General features: G+C 72.2%; 22 protein-coding genes and 2 tRNA genes. 16 read left to right on the top strand and 8 right to left on the bottom strand.

Annotated elements, in window-relative coordinates; translation table 11 throughout:
- Window positions 1–41: 41 nt before the first annotated feature.
- From ACZ6C1_RS11655 to ACZ6C1_RS11625, 7 genes are all read left to right on the top strand, one after another.
- Window positions 42–1,166: a hypothetical protein gene (locus ACZ6C1_RS11655; RefSeq protein WP_469240085.1), complete on the top strand. Its 1,125-nt coding sequence runs from the start codon at window positions 42–44 to the stop codon at window positions 1,164–1,166.
- On the top strand, window positions 1,157–2,746 hold the full coding sequence (locus ACZ6C1_RS11650; RefSeq protein ID WP_469240084.1) for a hypothetical protein: 1,590 nt from the start codon (window positions 1,157–1,159) through the stop codon (window positions 2,744–2,746). The genes ACZ6C1_RS11655 and ACZ6C1_RS11650 overlap by 10 nt, the downstream gene beginning before the upstream one ends.
- On the top strand, window positions 2,743–4,080 hold the full coding sequence (locus tag ACZ6C1_RS11645) for an AAA family ATPase (RefSeq protein ID WP_469240083.1): 1,338 nt from the start codon (window positions 2,743–2,745) through the stop codon (window positions 4,078–4,080). Before ACZ6C1_RS11650 ends, ACZ6C1_RS11645 begins: the two co-directional genes overlap by 4 nt.
- Window positions 4,077–4,241 (top strand): hypothetical protein, encoded by a 165-nt coding sequence (locus tag ACZ6C1_RS11640; RefSeq protein ID WP_469240082.1) that lies wholly within the window; start codon window positions 4,077–4,079, stop codon window positions 4,239–4,241. The genes ACZ6C1_RS11645 and ACZ6C1_RS11640 overlap by 4 nt, the downstream gene beginning before the upstream one ends.
- A gap of 97 nt (window positions 4,242–4,338) precedes the next feature.
- Complete coding sequence (locus ACZ6C1_RS11635) at window positions 4,339–4,692, top strand: hypothetical protein (RefSeq protein WP_469240081.1); 354 nt, start codon at window positions 4,339–4,341, stop codon at window positions 4,690–4,692.
- Window positions 4,693–4,800: 108 nt separating this feature from the next.
- The gene (locus tag ACZ6C1_RS11630) at window positions 4,801–5,397 is read left to right on the top strand and encodes a bifunctional DNA primase/polymerase (protein ID WP_469240080.1); all 597 of its coding nucleotides are present in this window, start codon (window positions 4,801–4,803) and stop codon (window positions 5,395–5,397) included.
- A tRNA-Lys gene (locus tag ACZ6C1_RS11625) sits at window positions 5,388–5,461 on the top strand. Before ACZ6C1_RS11630 ends, ACZ6C1_RS11625 begins: the two co-directional genes overlap by 10 nt.
- 105 nt (window positions 5,462–5,566) lie before the next feature.
- Here the strand turns inward: ACZ6C1_RS11625 and ACZ6C1_RS11620 are convergent.
- Window positions 5,567–6,808, bottom strand: coding sequence for a M6 family metalloprotease domain-containing protein (locus tag ACZ6C1_RS11620; RefSeq protein ID WP_469240079.1), 1,242 nt, complete (start codon window positions 6,806–6,808; stop codon window positions 5,567–5,569).
- A 342-nt stretch (window positions 6,809–7,150) separates the two neighbouring features.
- Here ACZ6C1_RS11620 and ACZ6C1_RS11615 point away from each other — a divergent pair, with 342 nt between their 5' ends.
- Window positions 7,151–9,016 carry a putative bifunctional diguanylate cyclase/phosphodiesterase gene (locus ACZ6C1_RS11615; RefSeq protein WP_469240078.1) on the top strand — a complete coding sequence of 622 codons (1,866 nt, stop codon included), beginning with the start codon at window positions 7,151–7,153 and terminating at the stop codon, window positions 9,014–9,016.
- Between the two features lie 80 nt (window positions 9,017–9,096).
- Here ACZ6C1_RS11615 and ACZ6C1_RS11610 read toward each other — a convergent pair whose 3' ends face one another.
- The 4 genes from ACZ6C1_RS11610 to ACZ6C1_RS11595 form a co-directional block, all read right to left on the bottom strand.
- Complete coding sequence (locus tag ACZ6C1_RS11610; RefSeq protein WP_469240077.1) at window positions 9,097–10,776, bottom strand: glycosyl hydrolase family 18 protein; 1,680 nt, start codon at window positions 10,774–10,776, stop codon at window positions 9,097–9,099.
- A 187-nt stretch (window positions 10,777–10,963) separates the two neighbouring features.
- Window positions 10,964–12,049 (bottom strand): LLM class flavin-dependent oxidoreductase, encoded by a 1,086-nt coding sequence (locus ACZ6C1_RS11605; RefSeq protein WP_469240357.1) that lies wholly within the window; start codon window positions 12,047–12,049, stop codon window positions 10,964–10,966.
- 75 nt (window positions 12,050–12,124) lie between these two features.
- Window positions 12,125–12,844, bottom strand: a complete 720-nt coding sequence (locus ACZ6C1_RS11600; RefSeq protein WP_469240076.1) for a maleate cis-trans isomerase family protein — start codon at window positions 12,842–12,844, stop codon at window positions 12,125–12,127.
- The gene (locus ACZ6C1_RS11595) at window positions 12,841–13,611 is read right to left on the bottom strand and encodes a maleate cis-trans isomerase family protein (protein WP_469240075.1); all 771 of its coding nucleotides are present in this window, start codon (window positions 13,609–13,611) and stop codon (window positions 12,841–12,843) included. Before ACZ6C1_RS11595 ends, ACZ6C1_RS11600 begins: the two co-directional genes overlap by 4 nt.
- A 59-nt stretch (window positions 13,612–13,670) precedes the next feature.
- Between ACZ6C1_RS11595 and ACZ6C1_RS11590 the strand changes: the two genes are divergently transcribed.
- Both ACZ6C1_RS11590 and ACZ6C1_RS11585 read left to right on the top strand, forming a co-directional pair.
- Window positions 13,671–14,621, top strand: a complete 951-nt coding sequence (locus tag ACZ6C1_RS11590; RefSeq protein WP_469240074.1) for a D-2-hydroxyacid dehydrogenase — start codon at window positions 13,671–13,673, stop codon at window positions 14,619–14,621.
- Complete coding sequence (locus ACZ6C1_RS11585; RefSeq protein ID WP_469240073.1) at window positions 14,614–16,011, top strand: amidase; 1,398 nt, start codon at window positions 14,614–14,616, stop codon at window positions 16,009–16,011. Before ACZ6C1_RS11590 ends, ACZ6C1_RS11585 begins: the two co-directional genes overlap by 8 nt.
- Here the strand turns inward: ACZ6C1_RS11585 and ACZ6C1_RS11580 are convergent, their stop codons facing one another.
- Window positions 16,012–16,506 (bottom strand): DUF3830 family protein, encoded by a 495-nt coding sequence (locus tag ACZ6C1_RS11580; protein ID WP_469240072.1) that lies wholly within the window; start codon window positions 16,504–16,506, stop codon window positions 16,012–16,014.
- Window positions 16,507–16,548: 42 nt separating this feature from the next.
- On the opposite strand from ACZ6C1_RS11580, the gene ehuB reads away from it, so the two are divergent.
- The 6 genes from ehuB (at window position 16,549) to ACZ6C1_RS11550 (ending at window position 20,553) form a co-directional block, all read left to right on the top strand.
- Entirely contained in the window at window positions 16,549–17,436 is an 888-nt protein-coding gene (ehuB, locus tag ACZ6C1_RS11575) for an ectoine/hydroxyectoine ABC transporter substrate-binding protein EhuB (protein ID WP_469240071.1), read from the top strand.
- The gene (gene ehuC / locus ACZ6C1_RS11570) at window positions 17,433–18,092 is read left to right on the top strand and encodes an ectoine/hydroxyectoine ABC transporter permease subunit EhuC (RefSeq protein ID WP_469240070.1); all 660 of its coding nucleotides are present in this window, start codon (window positions 17,433–17,435) and stop codon (window positions 18,090–18,092) included. The genes ehuB and ehuC overlap by 4 nt, the downstream gene beginning before the upstream one ends.
- Window positions 18,089–18,739 (top strand): ectoine/hydroxyectoine ABC transporter permease subunit EhuD, encoded by a 651-nt coding sequence (ehuD, locus tag ACZ6C1_RS11565; protein WP_469240069.1) that lies wholly within the window; start codon window positions 18,089–18,091, stop codon window positions 18,737–18,739. The genes ehuC and ehuD overlap by 4 nt, the downstream gene beginning before the upstream one ends.
- The gene (ehuA, locus tag ACZ6C1_RS11560) at window positions 18,729–19,469 is read left to right on the top strand and encodes an ectoine/hydroxyectoine ABC transporter ATP-binding protein EhuA (protein WP_469240068.1); all 741 of its coding nucleotides are present in this window, start codon (window positions 18,729–18,731) and stop codon (window positions 19,467–19,469) included. The genes ehuD and ehuA overlap by 11 nt, the downstream gene beginning before the upstream one ends.
- 166 nt (window positions 19,470–19,635) lie before the next feature.
- Window positions 19,636–20,394 (top strand): IclR family transcriptional regulator, encoded by a 759-nt coding sequence (locus tag ACZ6C1_RS11555; RefSeq protein ID WP_469240067.1) that lies wholly within the window; start codon window positions 19,636–19,638, stop codon window positions 20,392–20,394.
- An 85-nt stretch (window positions 20,395–20,479) separates the two neighbouring features.
- Window positions 20,480–20,553, top strand: a tRNA-Lys gene (locus ACZ6C1_RS11550).
- 86 nt (window positions 20,554–20,639) lie between these two features.
- Here ACZ6C1_RS11550 and ACZ6C1_RS11545 read toward each other — a convergent pair.
- Both ACZ6C1_RS11545 and ACZ6C1_RS11540 read right to left on the bottom strand, forming a co-directional pair.
- Complete coding sequence (locus ACZ6C1_RS11545) at window positions 20,640–21,293, bottom strand: response regulator (RefSeq protein ID WP_469240066.1); 654 nt, start codon at window positions 21,291–21,293, stop codon at window positions 20,640–20,642.
- Window positions 21,272–22,525, bottom strand: coding sequence for a sensor histidine kinase (locus ACZ6C1_RS11540; protein ID WP_469240065.1), 1,254 nt, complete (start codon window positions 22,523–22,525; stop codon window positions 21,272–21,274). The genes ACZ6C1_RS11545 and ACZ6C1_RS11540 overlap by 22 nt, the downstream gene beginning before the upstream one ends.
- Window positions 22,526–22,560: the final 35 nt, after the last annotated feature.

Here is a 22,560-nt window from a genome sequence, read left to right as displayed (position 1 = left end):
TCCGGGCCCGATTGTCAGTGGCGGATGCGAGACTTCCGCGGGTGAGCGAATCCCTGGGCAGCGGACCGGTTCGGCGTCCGCAGACGACACTCCGGCACCAGCTCGCCGAGCTGCGCGGTCCGGCCGTCGCGCCGCATCCGCTGGATGCCCGCGCGCTGGCGGCGCTGGCCGCCAATCCCGGCTGCCGGCGCCGGGCACTGCTGGACGGTGCCGGTGTCGACAAGGCCGCGCTGGCGTCGGCGCTCGGGGCGCCGTCGGGCTTCGGGCAGTCGCAGTTCGCCTTCATGCGGGGCAATGCCTTCGAGGCCAAGGTGAAGGCCGACGGCGGTACGGAGCTGATGCGGCTGCTGGGTGTGGCCGAGCCCGAGGGCGTCCGGGTCCCCGACCTGGCGGCGGCGGGGCCGGAGGGCCGTGCGGCGCGTACGGCGCTGGCGCTGCGCGAGGCGACGGCGGCCGGGGAGTGGTGGCTGCTGGACCACCCGATGCTGGCCCTGGAGGTGGCCGGTTCACCGGCGTACCTGGAGCCGGACGCGGTGGTGGTGCGTCCGGACGGGCGGTGGACGGTCGTCGAGATCAAGTCGTTCCCGATGATCGACGGCTCGGCGGACGCGGCGAAAGTGGGCGCGGCGGCCCGGCAGGCGGCGGTGTACGTGCTGGCGCTGGAGCGGGTGGCGGCGCTGACCGAGGGCGCCTCGGTGGCGCACTCGGTGCTGCTGGTGTGTCCCAAGGACTTCTCCAACCAGCCGACCGGCTCGGTCGTCGACGTGCGCAAGCAGTTGTCGGTGACCCGGCGGCAGCTGGCCCGGCTGACCCGGATCGAGGACATCGCGGCGGCCCTTCCGGACGGCGTCACCTTCGACGTCGAGACGTGCTCGGCGGAGCAACTGGCCGCCGCCGTGGAGGCGGTTCCGCACGCGTACGCGCCGGAGTGCCTGGCCGCATGCGAGCTGGCGTTCCACTGCCGCGACCGGGCCCGTGCGGCGGGCGGCGTGGAGACGCTGGGCCGTTCGGTGCGCGGCGAGCTGGGCGGGCTGACGACGGTCGGCGCGGTGCTGGCGGCGGCGCGCGGTGAGTCGGGCGACCCGGACGATCCGGCGGTGTCCGCGCTGCGGCGGGCGGCGGCGCTGCGGGCGGAGACCCTTCAGGAGGTGGGCGCATGTCGCTGATCTCCACGCTCGCGCGGCTGGAGGCCGTGGAGTCCGGGCGGGCGCAGCCGCTGGCCACGGTGCGGCACCGGCACGTGGCGGAGCGGCCGCTGGTCCTTGTACCGCTGACGACCGCCGGTGAGGCGGGTGCGCCGCTCGGTGCGCTGGTCGGGACGGACCCGGAGGAGCCCCGTCTGCTGGTCGTGCCGCAGCCGCGCGACCGGGACCTGCGGTTCGCGTTCCTGGCGGACCTGGCCGAGGCGGTCCTGCCGTACGTCGACGGGTACGCGGACGACGTCGAGGCCGCCGAGCGGAGCGAGACGGATCCGGAGACCGGCAAGAAGGTCAAGGTCGAGGTGGAGCTGTGCGCGGACGCGCCGCAGCTGATCGTGCCGAGCCGCGCGGGCATCGAGTACGTACGGCTGCTGGGCCGGTCGATGCGGTTCAGGCGCACGGCCGAGCAGGATCCGGAGACGCCGTTCCCGGCGCCGCCGCGGGTGCCGCTGCTGGGCCGGTGGCTGACGCACTACGGGGAGCGCGCGCGGGTGCCGGGCTCGTCGCTGCTGCTCGCGGCGACCGATCTGCTGAACCGGCACTGGGCGACCGGCCAGTCGTCGCTGGAGGACCAGCACCTGGGGGCGCTGCTCGCGTGGGTCGACACGCCGGAAGGGGAGTCGGGCGCCGAGGCGGCGCTGCGGGCGGAGCTGGCGCGGGACCGGGACGGGCAGCTCGTGTGCCCGCCGGCCGGTCCGGCGACCGACCCGGCGTTCGACAACCGGCTCCTGGCGCCCGCGATCGAGCGGTACGACCGGGCGCGGCAGGCCCTGGCGTCGGCGGAGGACGGGGAGGCGGCCGACGAGCGGCTGGGCGACCTGCACCGGGCCGAGCGGGAGATCCGGCGGCTGATCCTCGCGCAGCTGCGGCCGACGTGGCACGCCGTGTGGCGGGCGGTCGAGCTGGTGCGGGAGCTGCCGCCGGGCGCGCGGGTCGCCGACCGCTGGACGCGCGACCGCTGGTCGTTCACCGGCCACCGGGACCGGGTGCGGGCGGGCGAGCCGCCGCAGCCGCGCCGGGACGACGCCGTGACCGCGGCGAACAAGCTGGCCGCGCGGGAGAGCGCCCAGACCCAGCTCGAGGCGCAGGAGGCGCTGGACGACCCGCTGGTGATGGCGGGGCGGCGGCTCGCGGGGGAAGCGTTCGCGGCCGAGGTGGTCGACGTGACCATGGCGTGGTCGGAGTCCAGGCGTCCGGCACCGCGGCCGTTGCTGACCGTGCGGACGGACGACCGGCCGCACGTCGGTGACGGGGTGAAGGTGTACCGGTCGCTGGACGGCAAGCCGCAGAGCGCCCGGTTCGTGCGGTACGAGGAGGACGGTTCGCTGGTCCTGCGCGTGCTGGACCGGATGGGGCGGGGCAAGGAGCCGGCGGAGGGCTCGGTGCCGGAGAAGGGCGACCGTCTGGTGTGGACGCTGTTCGAGCACGACCAGCGGGTGGGCCCGAAGCTGCCGGACCCGGAGGAGACGCCGTGGACGCACGGCGGTCCCCCGCGCGCCGACGTCGCCGAGAGCCCCGACCCCGTGACCCCGGAGGACCTGCTGTGACATCCGTTGCCTTCGATCCTTCCGCCGAGGCGGCCAGGGCGACCCGCGGGATCCTCGACGACACGCTGCACGGCGAGGCCAGGGGCGTCGTGGTGGACTCGCCGCCGGGCGCGGGGAAGTCCACGCTCGTCGTACGGGCGGCACTGGAGCTCGCGGCGGCCGGCCGGCCCCTGATGGTGGTCGCCCAGACGAACGCGCAGGTGGACGACCTGGTGCTGCGGCTCGCCGAGAAGGAGCCCGAGCTGCCGGTGGGGCGTCTGCACAGCAGCGACTCGGACCCGTACGACAAGGCGCTCGACGACCTCGGCAACGTCCGCAAGTCGGCGAAGGCGGCGGACCTCGCCGGGCTGGACGTGGTGATCTCGACGGCCGCGAAGTGGGCGCACGTGAAGGGTGTCGAGCCGTGGGGGCACGCCATCGTCGACGAGGCGTACCAGATGCGGTCGGACGCACTGCTGGCGGTGGCGGGTCTGTTCGAGCGGGCGCTGTTCGTGGGCGATCCGGGGCAGCTCGACCCGTTCAGCGTGGTCGGCGCGGACCAGTGGGCGGGGCTGTCGTACGACCCGTCCGCGAGCGCGGTGTCCACGCTGCTGGCGCACAACCCGGACCTGCCGCAGCACCGGCTGCCGGTGTCGTGGCGGCTTCCGGCGTCGGCCGCGCCGCTGGTGTCGGACGCGTTCTACCCGTACACGCCGTTCCGCAGCGGCACGGGGCCCGGTGACCGGCGGCTGTCCTTCGGGGTGCCGTCGGACGGTTCGGGACCGGACCGGGTGCTGGACGAGGCGGCCGAGTCCGGCTGGGGCCTGCTGGAGCTGCCGGCCCGGCACACCCCGCGTACGGACCCGGAGGCGGTACGGGCGGTGGCGCTGGTGGTGCGGCGGCTGCTGGACCGGGGCGGCGCGGCCGTGTCGGAGCGGTCGGCGGACCCCGTGCCCCTCACCCCCGACCGGGTCGCCGTCGGCACGGCCCACCGCGACCAGGCGGCGGCGGTGCGGGCGGCGCTCGCCGAGCTGGGCGTCGCGGGGGTCACGGTCGACACGGCGAACCGTCTCCAGGGGCGGGAGTACGACGTGACGGTCGTCCTCCACCCCCTGTCGGGCCGCCCGGACGCGACGGCGTTCCACCTGGAGACCGGCCGCCTGTGCGTCCTGGCCTCCCGCCACCGGCACGCGTGCGTCGTGGTCTGCCGCGCGGGCGTGGCGGACCTGTTGGACGAACACCCCTCGACGGAGCCGGTCCAGCTGGGTGTGACGGTGAAGTTCCCCGACGGCTGGGAGGCCAACCACGCGGTCCTGTCGCACTTGTCGGAGCACCGCGTCACCTGGCAGCCATGACCAGCCGCCCGCGCACCACCACCCGCGCCCCCGTCCCCGCACGCCGGACGGAGTCCGGCACGCCGCCGGAGGCGGCCGGAACACACAGCCCCGACGGCTGGGAGGCCGACCACGCGGTCCTGTCGCACCTGTCCGAACACCGTGTGAGGTGGTCGCCGTAGGGCGTACTTGCGCCGGGCGGGAGAATGGAGGGTGGTCCATCACGACGGGGGCGTCCCCGCGGGTGGGGGAAGCGCGTCGTGCGAAGAGGAGACGTTCATGGCGGAAACCGAACGGAGCGAGCAGCGGCGGCTCAGGCCGGCGCCCCTGCTCTTCGAGCCTGCGGAGGCCGCCTCCGACCCGGAGCACTTCTTCGACCTGGAGTCGATGGAGGACCCCCGGGAGCTGCTGGCCCGGTCCACCGAGCTGGCGCTGGCGTTCCGGGCGGCGACCGACCGGGCGGTGGAGTTCCAGGCGCTCGCGGCCGCGCAGCTCGCCGATCCGCAGCGGTTCGACCGGCTGACGGCCGGGGACATCGCCGAGCGCGCCGAGTGGACCGAGGACTACACCAAGAAGATGATCGAGTTCGGGCGTGACCTGATGCGCAGCGGAGGCCGCCCGGGCGAGGAGTAGCCGGGTGGCATATGACGGGGGCGCACGATACTCCTCCCCGACCCACCCTGTCCCGATTTTCCGGAACTCACCGAAGTCACGCCGTCACCGCCGGTAGACCTGGTTGTCATGAGCGCATGGCTGCGAAACGAATCGCCTCACGATCACGCCACCGAGGTCACGGCGGCCGGAGCCGGCTGGCTGACGTCGGCGGCGGCGTACCCGCGTTCCACGCTCGCCCTCTGGGAGTCCCGGCCGACCGCGCCGACGGTGCTGCCGTGCGGTTCCGTCTTCGACGTGGTGAGCGTGGAGTCCGTCTTCGGGCGCCGCATGCTCGACCGGCTGTGGGGCGAGGGCCCGGGCTCCGGCCCGGTCGCCGTCCACCGGGGGCGGATGCTGCTGTTCACCGCGCCCGGCACGGCGCACCGGCTGCCGTCCCTGCTCCGCTGGGAGGAGTGGGGGGACTCCGTGCCGCCCCCGCTCTGCCACGGCACCGGCGACGCGATCACCGTCCCGCCGCTGACGCCCGGCGCCGCGGACGGCGGTGGCGCACCGCGCTGGCTGGTGGCGCCGGACACCCGCCACCCCTGGCTGCCGGGACCGGAGGTGATCCTCTGGGCCTGCGTCCGGGCGGTCCGGGCGGGCGCCGCCGCGGGCGTGCGGGTTTCGATTTTTCCTCCCGCCGATCAGGGTGCTAAGGTCTACGACGTCAGCAGGCGCCGCTAGCTCAGTTGGTTAGAGCAGCTGACTCTTAATCAGCGGGTCCGGGGTTCGAGTCCCTGGCGGCGCACAGACGGGAGAAGCCCCTCGCGGAAGCGAGGGGCTTTTTCGTACCCCCAAGCCCTGCGAAGCACCCCGAAGCCCCCGGCAGCACCCCGACGCACCCCGGCGTACGTCAGCGCACCGTGACCCGCACCGTCCACGTCCCCGTCCGCGTCCGGTCGGCGACCTCGACCCGGGTGTTCTCCCCCGGCACCGTGAAGGTCTCCCCCACGCGCAGCGGCGCGTCGGCCAGCGGTGGGTAGACCGACCGGTCGAAGCAGGCGTCGGTCGACGGGTGGGTGTCGATCACTTCGACGGGCCCGGCGCCGGACACCGCGTCCGTACGGATCCGGTAGATCAGTACGCCCTCGGTGCAGGAACCGTGATCGTTCCCGGTCGCCCCGCGTGCCTCGATCGCCAGCGCGCTGGTGCTGCCGGTCTTGACGACCGCCAGGCGGGTGCCGACCGACGCGCCGCTCTGAGGTGCGGCCGCGAGTGGTTCCAGACTGAAACGGCTGCTGCCCGACTCGCCCACGCAGTGCACCTGGCGCCGGTCGAGCCAGCCGAGCTTCCACTTGTGCCAGCCGAAGAGTTCCGGGGCGAGGGCGAACTGGCTGCCCATCACGTCCCAGTCACCCACATGGGTGTCCCAGTCACCCTTGCCGTCCATCGGCCGGTGGTAGAGGTCCGGCAGGTCGAAAACGTGTCCGGTCTCGTGGGCGAGGACGTTGCGGTCCGGCGGGTGCCGCTCGAAGACGGTGACCACCCGCTTGATCGCCGCGCCGTCCGCGCGCAACGGGGTGCTGAAGTTGACGACCTTCGTGGCGTCGGAGTCCACGCCGGGCGCGTCCGGGTCGGCGACCAGGTAGACGATGTCGTACCGCGAGAAGTCGACCACCGGGTCGGCCGCGGCGAGCGCGTCGCGCAGGTAGGCGGCGCGGCGCTCCGGCGCCCAGTCCCGGCGTATGGCGTACGCGGTGGAGGCGTGCGGCATCCGGACCCACTCGCGGCGCGGGTGCGGGTGCAGGGTGAACTTCCCGTAGGACGCCCGCTGGAAGAAGTGGCTGGTGGCGGGGAAGTAGTCGGCGGCGAGGGTGTCGGGGGCGATCAGCGGCCGGGAGTCGGGGAACGACAGGAAGACCATGAGGGCGTCGAGCCGGCGGACGGGCCGCGGGTAGGCGGTGTTCCAGGTGTCCAGGCCGAGCGAGTGGTGGGCGTCGGTGCGCGGCAGGGCGCAGGGGCCCGCCGTGGGGGCGGCGCTCGCGGGGCCGGCGACGAGGCCGGTGGCGGCGAGCGCGAGGAGAGCGAAGAGGCCCGCGGCGGTGGACCGCAGACGGCTGCGTTCCACTCCGTCGGGTGGCTGCTGACCCTCCACGTCGACCTCCGGTGCGGCATACGGGACGTCTCACCACCCTGTGACGATTTGGGGCGTTACGCCCTGTTCCGCTGCCCCACTCGGGTGAGCGACCGACGCGCCGCACCGGTCCTGGAAGTTCACCGACAGTCACAATCGGTCACGGCAGAACGGGGCCGCGCCACACCCGTGCAGAAACGATCGGCCACCCTCGGACGGTCGAATCCTCACACCAATCACACCCGTCTCACGCGGTGGCGGCGCTGGAACGACCGCCGCGAGAGCCTCTATGATCGGCACACTTTCCTGGCCGACCCATCCCGACCACATCTGTGCGTCACAACTGCCTTGCGGGAGCGAGCCGTGAACGGAACCTCCGAAGGACCGGGAGCTGCGGCAGTCTCACCGACCGGAACCGCCCCGCGGCCGGTCACAGAGAGTAATGAAACTGTCGGTGAACCGCGCCACTCGGCTGCCGTCGCCCGCGTTCCGGCAGAGACGCCCGACGCGCACCACGCGCACGTCCCGGACGACTACCGAGCCGCCTTCAACGCCGCCCACATCGCCATGGCGGTCGTGGACCCCGAGGGGCTCGTCGTGACCGCGAACGAGGCCCTCGCCACGCTGCTGGGCACCGACACCGCGTCCCTCCGCGAGCAGGCCGCCGCCGACCTCGTGGACCTCGCCTCCGACAGCCGCACCTGGCACGCGTACCGCGAAGTGCTGCGCGGCCGCCGCTCCCGGTTCCGCTGTACGCGCCGCCTGAAACATCCGGACGGGCGGTCCCTGTGGGCCGAGGTGACCGTCGCGCCGGTCACGCCCAACCGGGGCGTCCTGCTGTCGATCGCGGACATCAGCGACCGGCGCCAACTCCAGGCCCGGCTGCGGCACCTGCAGATGCACGACCCGGTGACCCGGCTCCCCAACCGCACCCTGTTCTTCGAGCGCCTGACCTCCGCGCTGGAGAACTCCTCGTACGACGACGGCGGCACCGGCCGCATCGGTCTGTGCTACCTGGACCTCGACGGGTTCAAAGCCGTCAACGACACCCTCGGGCATCGTGTCGGCGACCGGCTGCTGGCCGCCGTCGCCGAACGGCTCACCGAGTGCGCCGACAGCGACGGGTACACCCGCAGCGGCGGTCACCTGGTGGCCCGGCTCGGCGGGGACGAGTTCGCGATCCTGGTGGAGGACTCCACCGGTACGGAACAGCTCGCCGACCTCGCCCGCTCCGTACTGGCCACCGTGCAGCGGCCGTTCGACCTGGCCGGGCAGCGGCTGTCGGTCTCGGCGTCGATCGGCGTGGTCGAGCGGGCGGCCGCCGGCACCACCGTCAACGGTCTGATGCAGGCCGCCGACACCACGCTGTACTGGGCCAAGGCCGACGGCAAGGCCCGCTGGACGCTCTTCGACCCCGAGCGCAACGCCCACCGCATGACACGGCAATCGCTCTCCTCCACGCTCCGGCCGGCCGTCGAGCGGGGCGAGTTCGCGCTGGAGTACCAGCCGCTGGTGGGTATGGCGGACGGGACCGTACGGGGTGTGGAGGCGCTGGTCCGCTGGAACCACCCGCAGTTCGGCACATTGGCGCCGAATCGGTTCATCGGAATTGCTGAAGAGGACGGATCGATCGTCCAGCTCGGCCGCTGGGTGCTGCGGACGGCCTGCCGTCAGGCGCGGCAGTGGCAACTGGACCACCCCGGTGAACGCCCGCTGTTCGTCAGCGTCAACGTCGCCGTGCGCCAGGTGTGGGACTCCGACCTGGTGGCGGATGTCGCCGAGATCCTCGCCGAGACCGGTCTCGCCCCGCACCTGCTGCAACTGGAGCTGACCGAGTCGGCGGTGATGGGCTCGGCCGGACGGCCGCTGCAAGCCCTCCAGGCCCTCAGCGACATGGGCGTACGGATCGCCATCGACGACTTCGGGACCGGCTACTCCAACCTCGCCTACCTCAGCCGCCTCCCCGTCAAGGTGCTGAAGCTGGACGGCTCCTTCGTGCGCGGGTTCCAGGACGAGGAGCACCCGAACCCCGCCGACGAGGTGATCGTCGAGGCACTGGTGCAACTGGCGCACCGGCTCGGGCTCACCGTCACCGCCGAGTGCGTGGAGACCTCCGGCCAGGCCGCCCGGCTGCGCCGCATCGGGTGCGACACCGGCCAGGGCTGGCTCTACTCCCGGGCGGTCACGGCGGAACGCATCGACCAACTGCTCGGCGTCGCATCGGACTAGGCCCGGCGGGACAACACCGCCGCCCCCAGCCCGAGGAGCTTCGCGGGCAGGGGGCGGCGGCGTTACGGCGCGGGTGACGATCAGCAGGAACCGAGGTCCTGCCAGACGCCCCACTCACCGGTGGTCCCGGGCTCCTCGCCCTTCGTCCACCACTTGGCCTTCCAGGTGTGCCCCTTGTGGGACACCTGGGCGCCGCCGGCGTACTCGGCCGTGGACGACCAGGCGGCGGCCGTACAGCCGGCCGACGGGTCGGTCGGCGTGGGCGTCGGGGGCGGCGTGGGCGTCGGGGTCGGAGTCGGGGTGGGCGTCGGGTCCGGGGTCGACGGGGACGAACCGACGGCCGCCACGATGTCGTTCAGCAGCGTGGTCTTCTCGTCCAGCCCGAGCAGCGAGTACATCATCGCGCCCGCCAGGCCCCGGCTGTGGGCGTAGTCCGCGCGGGCCTGGACGGCACGCTTGTCCAGCCCCGTGAAGAACTCCCCGTCCTTGTAGAAGTACGCGGCCTTCGCCTCGTCGTCCCAGAAGGTGGTGGCCGCGTTGTCGACGATGCCGCCGAGCTCCTTGTAGTGCGCGATACCGGCCTGCTGGCTGACCGGCCGGGCGGCCGAGGCCCCGGTCGCGGGCTGCGCGAGACCGTTCTTCGGGCCGGCCGGGACGCCCTTCCAGCCCCGGTAGTAGAACTCGTAGCCCAGCGTCAGCTTGTTCGCCGGGAAGCCGCCCGCGATGCCGTAGGCCGGCTTGCCGTCGATCCACGCGTCGATGGCGTTGTCGATCGAGTACTTCTCGGTGCCCGGCTTGATCGGGTCGGTCGGGTCCGAGGCCGGTGAGTACAGCGGGGACTGGTGGTACGCGGGCCCGTCGCCGTCCCAGGCGCCGTGCATGTCGTACGTCATGATGTTCGCGTAGTCGAGGTACGCGCCGATCTTGTCGGTCTCGATGTGCTTGATCTTGTCCTGCCCGGCCGGCAGGGCGGCGGTCAGCAGGTACTTCTTCCCTCCGTGCGCGGCCCCGTACGCGTCGAGCTGCTTGCGGAACTCGGCGAGGAGCAGCGTGAAGTTCTGCTTGTCCTCCGGCCCGTAGTGGTTGCCGAGGTGCCCGTCGGGGGAACCGGGGTACTCCCAGTCGATGTCGATGCCGTCGAAGATCCCGGCGGCGGTGCCGGGACCGCCGTACCCGCCCTCGACCGGCAGGTCACCGGCGATGTACTGCTTGACGCAGGAGGCCACGAACTTCTTGCGGCTCGCGTCCGTCTTGGCGGCGTCGTGGAAGTACTTGGAGTACGTCCACCCCCCGAGCGAAATGTTGATCTTCAGCTTGGGGTACTTCGCCTTCAGTTCCTTGAACTGGTTGAAGACGCCCACGATCGGCTGGTCCCACTTGTCGGCGACGCCGTCGACGCTGTCGGCGGCGCTGAAGCTGCGCTGGTAGTCGGCGTACGAATCGCCCGCCCCGTCACCGGCGTTGGGGTTGTTGTCGTCACCGGCCGCCTTGTTGGCCTCGAAGCAGGTCAACTCCGTGGGGTGGATGTTCCCGAACGAGTAGTTGATGATGTCCAGCTTGCCGGCGATCCCGCGCGTGTCGAGGTGCTTGGGGTAGAAGGCGTTCCCGTACACGCTCCACTGGTCGTAGTACGCGATCTTCACACCCCCGGAGGAAGGGGCGGCGGGCTGCGCGGTGGCCGTGCCGCCGACGGCGGCCAGCGCGCCGGCGGCGAGCGCCACGCTCGTGAGCGCGGCGATGAGGGGTCTGCGGTGGTGCACGTGCGGCCTCCGAGGGGGGTGTGCGGTACGGGAGTTGAAGAAGTGATAGCCGCCGCGCGAACACCGCGTCAATGGTCCGGACCAAATGAGGACTAGACCAATCCCTCGGCAAAACCCCTCGTCACAGCGTTGCCGCACCCACCAAGAACCGCCCGCCACCACCGGTGACGAGCGGTTTAAGGTTCACTTAGGAAGCTTGTGCGGCCGTTCCCGAGTCCGAACCACCACTGGGCAGCCCGTAGGCGTCCGCGATCAGCCCGTACGAGCGCAGCCGCGCCTCCGCCCCGTGTACGTTGGCCGTGATCATCAACTCGTCGGCGCCCGTCCGCTTCTGGAGGCCGTCCAGGCCGTCGCGAACCTCGTCCGGCGCCCCGTGCACCACGTTGGCCAGCCAGCCGTCGACGAAGTCCCGCTCGACCGCGCTGAACGCGTACGCCTCCGCCTCCTCCGGCGTCGGTATCAGCCCGGGGCGCCCTGTGCGCAGCCGGACCATCGACAGCGCACCCGTCAGCACCTGGCGCCGCGCCTCCCGCTCGTCGTCCGCGGCCAGCGCCGAGACGCCGATCAGCGTGTAGGGCTCGTCCAGCACCGCGGAGGGCCGGAAGGAGTCCCGGTACAGCTCCAGCGCCGGCAGGGTGTTGCGCGCGGAGAAGTGGTGGGCGAACGCGAACGGCAGCCCCAGCATCCCCGCCAGCCGGGCGCTGAACCCGGAGGACCCGAGGAGCCACACCGGAGGCCGCGCCGCCGGCCCCTGCACCGGTCCGGGCACGGCGTGGATCCGGGCGTACGGATGGCCGTCCGGGAAGTCGTCGTCCAGGAAGCGCACCAGCTCAGCGAGCTGCTCCGGGAACTCGTCGGCGCCCTCGCTCAGCCGCTCGGTGCGGCGCAGCGCGGCGGCCGTGGCGCCGTCCGTGCCGGGGGCGCGGCCGAGGCCCAGGTCGATGCGCCCCGGCGCCATCGCCTCCAGGGTGCCGAACTGCTCGGCGATGACGAGCGGCGCATGGTTGGGCAGCATGACGCCGCCCGAGCCGAGCCGGATGCGCGAGGTGTGGGCGGCGAGGTGCGCGAGGATCACGGCCGGGGACGACGAGGCGACGCCGGGCATGGAGTGGTGCTCGGCGACCCAGTGGCGGTGGTAGCCGCGCCGCTCGGCGAGCTTGGCGAGCGCGACGCTGGTGGCCACGGCCTGGGTCGCGGTGCGGCCACTGCCGACGGTGACCAGATCCAGCACGGACAGGGGTACCGGCGCGGTTCCGCTCGCCGTACCTCGCATCACGTCATCGCTCACCGGTGGGCTTTCCTGCGTGGGAAACACATACGGCCACCCACAACAGGAGGACCTCTCCGTTTATTCCTTCCGCGCGAACAACGCCCCCAGCTCCGTCGACCACGCCCCGCGCCGCTCCGCCAGCCGCAGCCCTTCCCACACCGTCACCTGGTTGGCCGTGAGCACCGGCTTGCCCACCGCCGCCTCCAGCTCCGGCAGGCACCCGACCGTGTGCAGCGCCGTGTCCGGTACGAGGACGGCCTGCGCGTCGGGATGGTCGGCCGCCCGCACCAGCTCCAGCACCCGCTCCGGCCCCCACGTCGCGACCTCGGCCCCGGTGACGACGCCGCCCGCCCGGGCCGCGACCACCTCGACGCCGGCCGCCTTCAGGAACCGGACGAACAGTTCCGTGACGTCCTCCGGGTACGTGGCCGCCACCGCCACCCGCCCGGCGCCCACCTCCCGTACCGCGTGGACGAAGCCGAACGAGGTGCTCGACGCCGGGAGCCCGGCCGACACGGCGAGGGTACGGATCTGCTCATGGGCTCCCTCCCACCCGTACACGAACGACCCGCTCGTGCACGCCCACACCACCGACTCGGCGCCGGACAGGCGCAGCTCCTCCACCCCGGCCGCGAGCCGCTGAGCCGAGCCCATCTCCAGCAGCGCGTCGACCCGGTGCGCGTCCTCACCGATGTCGGTGTGGACGATCGGCACGTTGACACCGGTCAGCAGCGCCTCGATCCGGGGGTAGTCGTCCTCGGCGGCGTGGCTGGGGTAGAGCAGTCCGACAGTCGTCATGTCACGCCCTCCTGGGGGTCGCGGGCCGGCTGGGCCCCGTTCATGAGCAGCGCCTGGTACGGGCCGACGGCGCGGGCGCCGATCCGGCGCAGCGCCGCCCACATGGTGACCTGGTTCGCGGACAGCACCGGCATCCTCAGTTCCGCCTCCAGCTGCGGGATCACGTCGTACGTGGACAGGTTCGTGCACGAGATGAACAGCGCGTCCGCCGCACCGGTCACCGCCTGCCGCGCCATGTCCACCACCGCGCGGTACGGCACCTTCCATATGTGCCTGGTCAGTCCGAGGAAGGCCCGCCCCGTCACGGCTGCCCCCGCTTCGCGGAGATAGTCCTCCAGGGCCCGGGTCACCGACCCGGTGTACGGCGTGACGAGCGCGACCCGGCGAACGTCCAGCTCCGCCAGGGCCTCCAGCAGCGCCCCGGACGTCGTCACGGAGGTGACGTCACCCGCCCGGGTCATCGCCGCGCACATGGCCCGCTCCCCCGCGACGCCCCCGACGAAACTGCCCGAGGCACAGGCGTACGCGACCACCTCCGGTTCGGACGCCGACAGGGCCCGGACGGCGTCGGTCAGCGTCTCGTGCTCGCTGACCAGCCGGGCGAGGCCCAGCGAGACCTCGACGGGGACGTACGGCGTACGGGTGAGACGCAGCGACACCTCCTCGGGCACCCAGCGCCACAGTTCCCGGTCGAGCGCGAAGTCGAACGGGGCGACGACACCGACACCGCGCTGCGGAGCCGGCCCGCCGAGGAAGGAGACGTCCATCGCAGGCCTCCCAGCGTCTTGTTGACGACGGTAGGTTCGGGTGCCAACGTGGTCAATCGATGCCGCTGCCGACTCTTCTCGTCCTCGAGGCCGACCCGCCGCCCCGCCTGGGCCGGCTGACCGGGCGGGTCCACGTCCGGTACGCCGACGAGAGCACCCTCGCCGCCGCGCTGCCGTCGGCCGACGTCCTGCTGGTGTGGGACTTCACCTCCGACGCGGTGCGCGCGGCCTGGCCCGGCGAGGGGCCGAGACCGGCCTGGGTCCACACGGCGAGCGCGGGGGTGGACCGGCTGCTGTGCCCGGAGCTGGCCGCGTCGGACACCGTGGTGACGAACGCGCGGGGTGTCTTCGAGGAGCCGATCGCCGAGTACGTGGCCGGTCTGGTGCTGGCCATGGCGAAGGACCTGCCGGGCACGCTGGAGCTGCAGCGGCAGCGGCGCTGGCACCACCGCGAGAGCCTGCCGGTCGCCGGGAGCCGGGCGGTGGTGGTCGGGGCGGGGCCGATCGGCCGGGCGATCGCCACGACGCTGCGGGCGCTGGGCGTGCGGACGGCGGTGGTGGGGCGGACCGCGCGGCCGCGGATCCACGGCGCCGACGAGCTGGACCTGCTGCTGACGCGGGCGGACTGGGTGGTGTGCGCGGCGCCGCTGACGGAGGCGACGCACGGCATGTTCGACGCGCGGCGCTTCGGGCTGATGCAGCCGTCGGCCCGGTTCATCAATGTGGGACGCGGGCGGCTTGTGGTGGAGGACGACCTGGTCACGGCGGTCTCCAAGCGGTGGATCGCGGGGGCGGCGCTGGACGTGTTCACCGAGGAACCGCTCGGTGAGGACAGTGCGCTGTGGGAGGTTCCGGGGCTGATCGTCTCGCCGCACATGAGCGGGGACACCGTGGGCTGGCGGGACCGGCTGGGCGCGCAGTTCGTGGAGATGTACGAGCTGTGGGCGGCCGGGCGGCCGCTGCCGAACGTGGTCGACAAGAAACGTGGGTACGTACCCGGGCATGACTGAGCCGACGACGTTCCTCACGGATCTGACCGCCCGCCAGCTCCTCGACGGTTACGCACGGGACGACTTCTCCCCGGTGGACGCGGTGCGCGCGGCACTGGCTCGGATCGAGGCGGTGGAACCGCTGGTGAACGCGTTCGTCCGGGTCGACGCGGAGGAGGCCCTGGCGAGCGCGGCGGCGTCGGCGGAGCGGTGGCGGCGCGGGGAGCCGCGCGGGCGGCTCGACGGGGTGCCGGTGACGGTCAAGGACGTGCTGCTCCAAGCAGGTGGCCCGACGCTGCGCGGCTCGAAGACCGTGCGGAGGGACGGCCCGTGGGACGAGGACGCGCCGCCGGTGGCCCGGATGCGGGCGGAGGGGGCGGTGTTCCTCGGCAAGACCACGACACCGGAGTTCGGCTGGAAGGGCGTGACCGATTCGCCGTTGTCGGGCATCACCCGCAACCCGCACGACCCGTCGCGGACGGCGGGCGGTTCCAGCGGCGGCAGTGCGGCGGCGGTGGCACTGGGGGCGGGGGCTCTGTCGCTGGGGACGGACGGGGGCGGGTCGATCCGTATCCCGGCGTCGTTCTGCGGGGTCTTCGGGCTGAAGCCGACGTACGGGCGGGTGCCGGTCTATCCGGCGAGCCCGTTCGGCACGTTGTCGCACACGGGTCCGATGACCAGGGACGCGGCGGACGCGGCCCTGCTGCTGGACGTGATCAGCGGTGACGACTGGCGGGACTGGTCGCACCTGGGCCCGGCTCGGCCCGTGGGCGCCACGCTCCAGGAGGGCGTGAAGGGGCTGCGGATCGCCTACTCCGCGTCCCTGGGCGGGCAGGTGGCGGTCCACCCGGAGGTGGCGTCGGCGGTGCGGACGGCGGTGGAGCGGCTGGCGGGTCTGGGCGCGTACGTGGAGGAGGCGGATCCGGACGTCGCGGATCCGGTGGACGCCTTCCACACGCTGTGGTTCAGCGGGGCGGCGCGGCTGGTCCAGCACCTGGGCCGGGAGCAGCGGGAGTTGCTGGACCCGGGGCTGCGGGAGGTCGCCGAGCGGGGGGCGCGGTACAGCGCGCTGGAGTACCTGGCGGCGGTGGACGTGCGGACGGCGCTGGGCCGCCGGATGGGCAGGTTCCACTCGTCGTACGACGTGCTGGTGACGCCCACGCTGCCGCTGACCGCCTTCGACGCGGGTGTCGAGGCGCCGAGCGGGTCCCGTAGGTGGACGGCGTGGACTCCGTTCACGTACCCCTTCAACCTGACGCAGCAGCCGGCCGCGTCCGTGCCCGTGGGCATCGACGGCGACGGACTGCCGGTGGGGCTCCAGCTCGTCGCCGCCCGCCACCGGGACGATCTGGTCCTCCGGGCGGCGCACGCGCTGTACGAGTGCGGCGCGGCGGGTGCCCCCGCCCCCTAGCTACGCGCGGCGGAAGCTGAGCGTTTCGCCGAGCGCGCCCGCGCGCCACAGGTCCTGGCAGGCGTCGGCCATCCGGTCGAGGCCGTCGACGACGGTGCCCCACACGATTCCGGGGACCCAGCCGGTGTCGCCGTTGAGGAGCAGGTTGTTGCGCTCGTAGAAGAGGGCGAGGTCGACGGTGACGGGACGGCGCGCGACCTCGCGCCCGTACCCGTACGCCGCTGTCCCCAGCTCCGTACCCTCGAAGGTGAAGTAGCACAGATCGCCTGGGATCGGAGTCACCGTCGGGTTCTCCAGGGGCGGCTCCCGCTCGGCGAACGCCGGGAACAAGGCGTAGATTTCGTTCCGGGCATACTTCGCGTGGTAGACATCGCCTCCCAGCGGCAGCGCCTCCCACACGGCCGCACAGGTCAGGGGCGCCCGGTCGTCCAGCAGTTTCGCGGTGCACCGCACCCCGCGCTTGTCCAGGGACACGGTCAGGTATCGGTCGGCCATCCCCTAGGCATACCCCGTCCGGAGTCGGGTAGCGGCGCGCCCATGGCTCGAACAGCTCGTCGACACAGAACAGGTCCCCTACGGCGGCGCACCCTGCTGCTCGGCTCGGCCGCGGCCGCTGTGGGCGCCGCAACGGCCGCCGGTTGCAGCCGGGTCGCCTCCGGCAACGCGCTCGACCGGCTCAGATCGCAAGGCACCGTGCGCCTCGGCATCGCCGGTGAAGTGCCCTACGGGTACGTCGACGAGCAGGGCGAATTCACCGGTGAGGCACCGGAACTGGCCAAGGTGGTCTTCCAGCGGCTCGGCATCGGCCGCGTCCAGCCCGTCGCCACCGACTTCGCCTCCCTCATACCCGGCCTGAACTCCCAGCAGTTCGACGTCGTCTCGGCCGGGATGTACATCAACAAGGAGCGCTGCGAGCAGGTCATCTTCTCCGACCCCGAGTACCAGATGCTGGACTCCTTCATCGTCCGCAAGGGCAACCCCAAGAACCTCCGGTCGTACGAGGACGTGGTGCGCGCCAAGGCCAGGTTCGCCACCGGAACCGGGTACGCCGAGATCGACTACGCCGTGGCGGCCGGGTACCCCGAGAAGGACATCGTCATTCTCCAGGACCAGGTGGCCGGGCTGAACGCCGTCGAGTCCGGCCGCGTCGACGTCTTCGCCGGAACGGCCCTGACGGTCCGTGAGGTGGTCAGGAAGAGCACCAGGGCGGAGGCGACCGCGCCCTTCGCGGCGGTCGTCGACGGCAAGAAGAAGGTCGACGGCGGTGGATTCGCCTTCCGCCCGACCGACACGGATCTGCGCGACGCCTTCAACACCGAGATCCACAAGATGAAGAAGAGCGGTGAGCTCTTCCGCGTCCTGCGGCCCTTCGGCTTCACGGAGGCCGAGATGACCACCCTCACCGCCGAGGAGCTGTGCCGATGACCGCCGGACTCTGGCAGAACTGGGTACTCCCCGGCATCTGGATCACCATCCAGCTCCTCGTCTACAGCGCGGCGCTCGGCGCACTGGTCGCCTTCACCGTCGGGATGGCCCGCACCCACCGCTCCCTGTTCGTCCGGTTCCTGGCGGGCACGTACACGGAGGTCTTCCGGGGCACGTCGGCCCTGATCCTGATGTTCTGGCTGTTCTTCGTAGTGCCGCCGCTCCTGGGCTGGCAACTGGTGCCGATGTGGGCGGCGGTGCTCGCCCTGGGCCTGTCGTACGGGGCGTACGGCGCCGAGATCGTGCGCGGCGCCCTCAACTCCGTCCCCCGGGCGCAGCGGGAGGCGGGCATCGCGCTCAGCTTCACGCCCTGGCAGCGGATGCGGCTGGTGGTGCTGCCGCAGGCGGTGCCCGAGATGATCCCCAGCTTCTGCAACCTGCTCGTCGAGCTGCTCAAGGGCACGGCGCTGGTGTCGCTCCTCGGGGTCGGTGACGTGTCCTTCGCCGCGTACCTGGTGCGCCTGGCCACCCAGGAGAGCGCGCAGATCTACTCCGTCATCCTGGTGATCTACTTCGTGATCGCGTTCGTCATCACCCGCTCCATGAAGGCCCTCGAACGGAAGACCAAGGCCAACCTGGGGGTGGTGGTCAAGTGACCTGGGACTGGTCCGCGGTCGCGGACTTCATGCCGCGCTTCTGGGACGGGCTGCTGGTCACCCTTCAGGTGCTGGTGCTCGGCTCGCTGATCTCGTTCACCCTGGGGCTGGTGTGGGCGGCCGGCTTCCGGGCGCCGAGCCGTCTCGTGCGGTGGCCGGTCCACGTGGTGACCGAGTTCATCCGCAACACGCCGCTGCTGGTGCAGCTGTTCTTCCTCTTCTTCGTCCTGCCGGAATGGGGCGTGCAGTTCTCGGCGCTGACCACCGGCACCCTCGCCATCGGGCTGCACTACTCGACGTACACCGCGCAGGTGTACCGGGCCGGAATCGACGCCGTGCCGGCCGGGCAGTGGGAGGCGGCCACCGCGCTGAGCCTGCCCACGCACCGGACCTGGTTCGCGGTCGTCCTGCCGCAGGCGCTGCGCCGGATCGCGCCGGCGCTCGGGAACTACGTCATCGCGATGCTGAAGGACACCCCGCTGCTGGCCGGGATCAGCGTGCTGGAACTCCTGCAGCAGTCCCGCCTGGAGAGCGCGTCCACCTTCCAGTACACCGAGCCGCTCACGGTCGTCGGTGTCGCCTTCGTCCTCGTCGCCTACCCGGCTTCCCTCTTCGTACGGTCCCTGGAGCGCCGCCTTGTCAAGTGAACTCATCCGTTTCGAGAACGTCAGCAAGCGCTTCGGCGAGAACACCGTCCTGGACGACCTCTGCTTCTCGGTCGAGGAGGGCAAGCACGTCACCCTCATCGGGCCGTCCGGCTCCGGCAAGACCACGATCCTGCGGATGCTGATGACCCTGGAACGCCCGGACTCGGGAACCATCCAGGTGAACGGCGGCCGGCTCTTCCCGGCCGACGAGAAGCAGCGGCGCGAGGTGCGCAAGGGGATCGGCATGGTCTTCCAGCAGTTCAACCTCTTCCCCAACATGTCCGTGCTCCGCAACATCACCGAAGCGCCCGTGCGGGTCCTCGGCCTGGACAAGGACGAGGCCGAGCAGCGTGCCCGGGAGCTGCTGGATCTGGTGGGGCTGGCCGAGAAGTGCGACGCCAGACCCGCCCAGCTCTCCGGCGGCCAGCAGCAACGCGTGGCGATCGCCCGCGCGCTGGCGATGCGGCCGAAGGTGCTGCTGCTGGACGAGGTGACCTCGGCGCTCGACCCGGAGCTGGTGGCCGGTGTGCTGGACCTGCTGCGCGACATCGCCAGGAGCAGGGACATCACCATGCTCTGCGTCACCCATGAGATGAACTTCGCCCGGGACATCTCCGACGAGGTCTTCATGTTCGATTCGGGGAAGGTGATCGAGTCCGGCTCGCCGGAGAAAATCTTCTCCGCCCCGGAGCACGAACGTACGCGCGACTTCCTCGGTGCGGTGCTCTGACCTTTCATTACCGGCCAGAAGTTTGCCGGGGGCATATGCCCCAGTGTCCCGCCCCAGCGTATGCGCATGGGGCGGGACAGTTTCTTGTCAACGGGAGCCCACGAAACGGCTCTTGGCCGCTATCGTGGTACGGAAGCTTGCGGTCACAACCTGGTAGGGGGAAACCGTGGCGCTGAAGCCCGAGCCGACCGCGCCGTTCCATTCGGTGCAGTACGCCCTGCGTGTTCTTGAAACGATCTCCAGGCACGGTGGCGGGGTGACCGACGTCCAGATCGCACGCGAGACGGGGCTACCGGCCGGCCATCTGACCCCGCTCCTGCTGATGCTGCGCCGCGAGGGGTACGTGGAGCAGGTCAGCGACGGCGCCTATGTCGTGGGCGACTCCCTGGTCCTGCTGGGCTCCGGCGCCACACGCCGCGAGGCCCTGGAGAACAAGCTCCAGGAGACCCTCACCGAGCTGCGCGACTCGGTCGGTGCGGCCGTCTACATCAGCCGGTACATCGACGGCGAGGTCAAGATCACCCAGATGGCCGACGGCCCGCACACGCCCAAGGTCAATGAGTGGGTCGACTTCCGCTCGGCGGCCCACGCCAGCGCGGTCGGCAAGTGCCTGCTGACGCAGCTCGACCAGAACGGCCGCCGGGACCACCTCTCCCGCCACAAGATCGCGCGGCTCACCTCGCGGACGATCACCAGCGAGAAGGTGCTGTTCTCCAAGCTGGACAGCCAGCCGCCGACCGTCCCGGTACTCGACCTCCAGGAGTACGCCGTGGGCACGGTCTGCGCGGCGGTACCGCTGACGGCCGGATCGGCGGTCGGCTGCCTGGCTCTCTCGCTGCCGATCGAGCACGCGCACCGGCTGCGCTCTGCGGCGGACGCACTGAACCGCAGGGCGGCCCCGGTGGTGCTCTCGCTGGCACTCTAAACCTGCTGAGCCCGGATGTGACTCAGCTCACGGCCCTGTGGTCAGGAGCACCCCTCGGACCAGGTAGTATTAACTCTGTCAGCAGGCGCCGCTAGCTCAGTTGGTTAGAGCAGCTGACTCTTAATCAGCGGGTCCGGGGTTCGAGTCCCTGGCGGCGCACAGACGGAGAAAGCCCCTCGCGGAAGCGAGGGGCTTTCTTGCGTTCGCGCCTCCGTGGTCACGACGCCGTGGTCACGACGCCGTGGTCAGGCGCGGAGGAACGCCAGGACCGCGAGGACCCTGCGGTGGGTGTCGTCGGCCGGGGGGAGGTTCAGCTTCCCCAGGATGTTGCCGATGTGCTTGCCGACCGCCGCCTCGGTCACCGTCAGCCGCCGGGCGATCGCCCCGTTCGAGTGACCCTCCGCCACCAGGGCGAGAACCTCGCGCTCACGCGGGGTCAGCGCCGCCAGCGGATCGCGGTGGCGGCGCAGCAGCTGGCGTACGACCTCCGGGTCGACGACCGTGCCGCCCGCGGCGACCCGGGTCAGGGCGTCCAGGAACTCCTCGACCTGGCCGATCCGGTCCTTGAGCAGGTAGCCGACGCCGGTGCCGTCGCCCGACTCCAGCAGCTCGGCGGCGTACGCGCGCTGGACGTACTGGCTGAGGACCAGCACCGGCAGCGCGGGGCGCTCGGCGCGCAGCGCCACGGCGGCACGGAGCCCCTCGTCACGGAACCCGGGGGGCATCCGGACGTCGGTGACCACGATGTCCGGATCGTGTTCGGCGACCGCGCCCTGCATGGCGGCGGCGTCGCCGACCGCCGCGACGACCTCGTGGCCGAAGCGGGCGAGGAGCCCGGTCAGCCCCTCGCGCAGCAGCACACTGTCCTCGGCCAGGACTATCCGCAGAGGGCTCGGCACGGGATCTCCACTCGCAGCACGGTCGGCCCGCCCTTCGGGCTGATGATCGCCAGTCTGCCATCGAGTACGGCGATACGGTCGGCCAAGCCGGTCAGACCGGTGCCATCGGTGGGATCCGCGCCGCCGGTGCCGTCGTCCTCCACCTCTATACGGAGCAGCGCGCCGGTGTGCCGGGCGGTGAGCCGGGCGTGGGCGGCGCCGCTGTGCTTGCCGATGTTGGCCAGCGCCTCGCAGACCGCGAAGTACCCGGCGCTCTCGACCGGCGGCGGAAGGCGCGGCAGGTCCACGTCGGTGTCCACGGGGACGGCCGACCGGTCGGCGGCGTCGGTCAGGGCGGCGCCCAGGCCGTAGTCGACGAGGACCTGCGGGTGGATGCCGTGGATCAGCTCGCGCAGTTCGGTGAGGACCCGGCCGGCCTCCTCGTGCGCCTGCGCGAGCTGGTCGGCGAGGGGGCCCGGCGGGGCGTCCAGCCGGGCGAGGCCGAGGGTCATGGTGAGGGCGACCAGCCGCTGCTGGGCGCCGTCGTGCAGGTCCCGCTCGATGCGGCGGCGCTCGGCCTCGAAGGCGGCGACCAGCCGGGCACGGGAGCGGGTGACCTCGCCGATGCGGTGCCGGAGCTCGGAGTCGCGCGGGGTGAGCAGCCCACGTGCCAGCGCGGCGCGGGCTCCGGCCAGGGCGCCGAGCGGATACAGCAGGGCGGGCAGCAGGAGCAGCCCGCACAGGGCGGCCGCGAAGGCGACCGGATAGGTGGTGACCAGCGGGCCCTTCAGCACCCGCACCTCGTGCCCGTCCAGGGCCAGCAGCACGGGCGTGGCCATGAGGGCGAGCGGTGTGCCCAGGGTCACGACGAGGGTGAGCAGCTCCAGGGGCCAGAGCACACAGCCGTGCAGCAGCGCGTACGCCAGCTCCCGCCAGGTGGCCCGCTCGCCCATCCGGACCCTCAGCCAGGCCAGGAGCCCCGGCTCGTCGGGGGTCCGGTGGGGGTCGGCGGCCGGGTCGGGGTCGACGAGCCGCAGCCGCCACCGCTCGACGCCCCCGAGGGCGACCCCGGCGAGCAGCAGGAGCGGGACGCCGACGAGCAGCAGGGAGGAGACGGCCAGCACCAGCAGGACGGCCAGCACGGCCACGCCGACGAGCACGCCGCTCGCCAGATAGCCGGCCGACCGCCAGGGCCGGCCGCCGCGCGGATGGTCACCCCTGGTCAGGGCCTGCCAGGGCGTACGGGGATCCATGGAGATCACGGTAGGCGCCGGGCTCACGGCGCCAC

The sequence above is a fragment of the Streptomyces sp. NPDC041796 genome (assembly GCF_055590785.1).
Note: the sequence above shows the minus strand (reverse complement) of the source record. Positions and strands in the feature narration are given on the sequence as shown.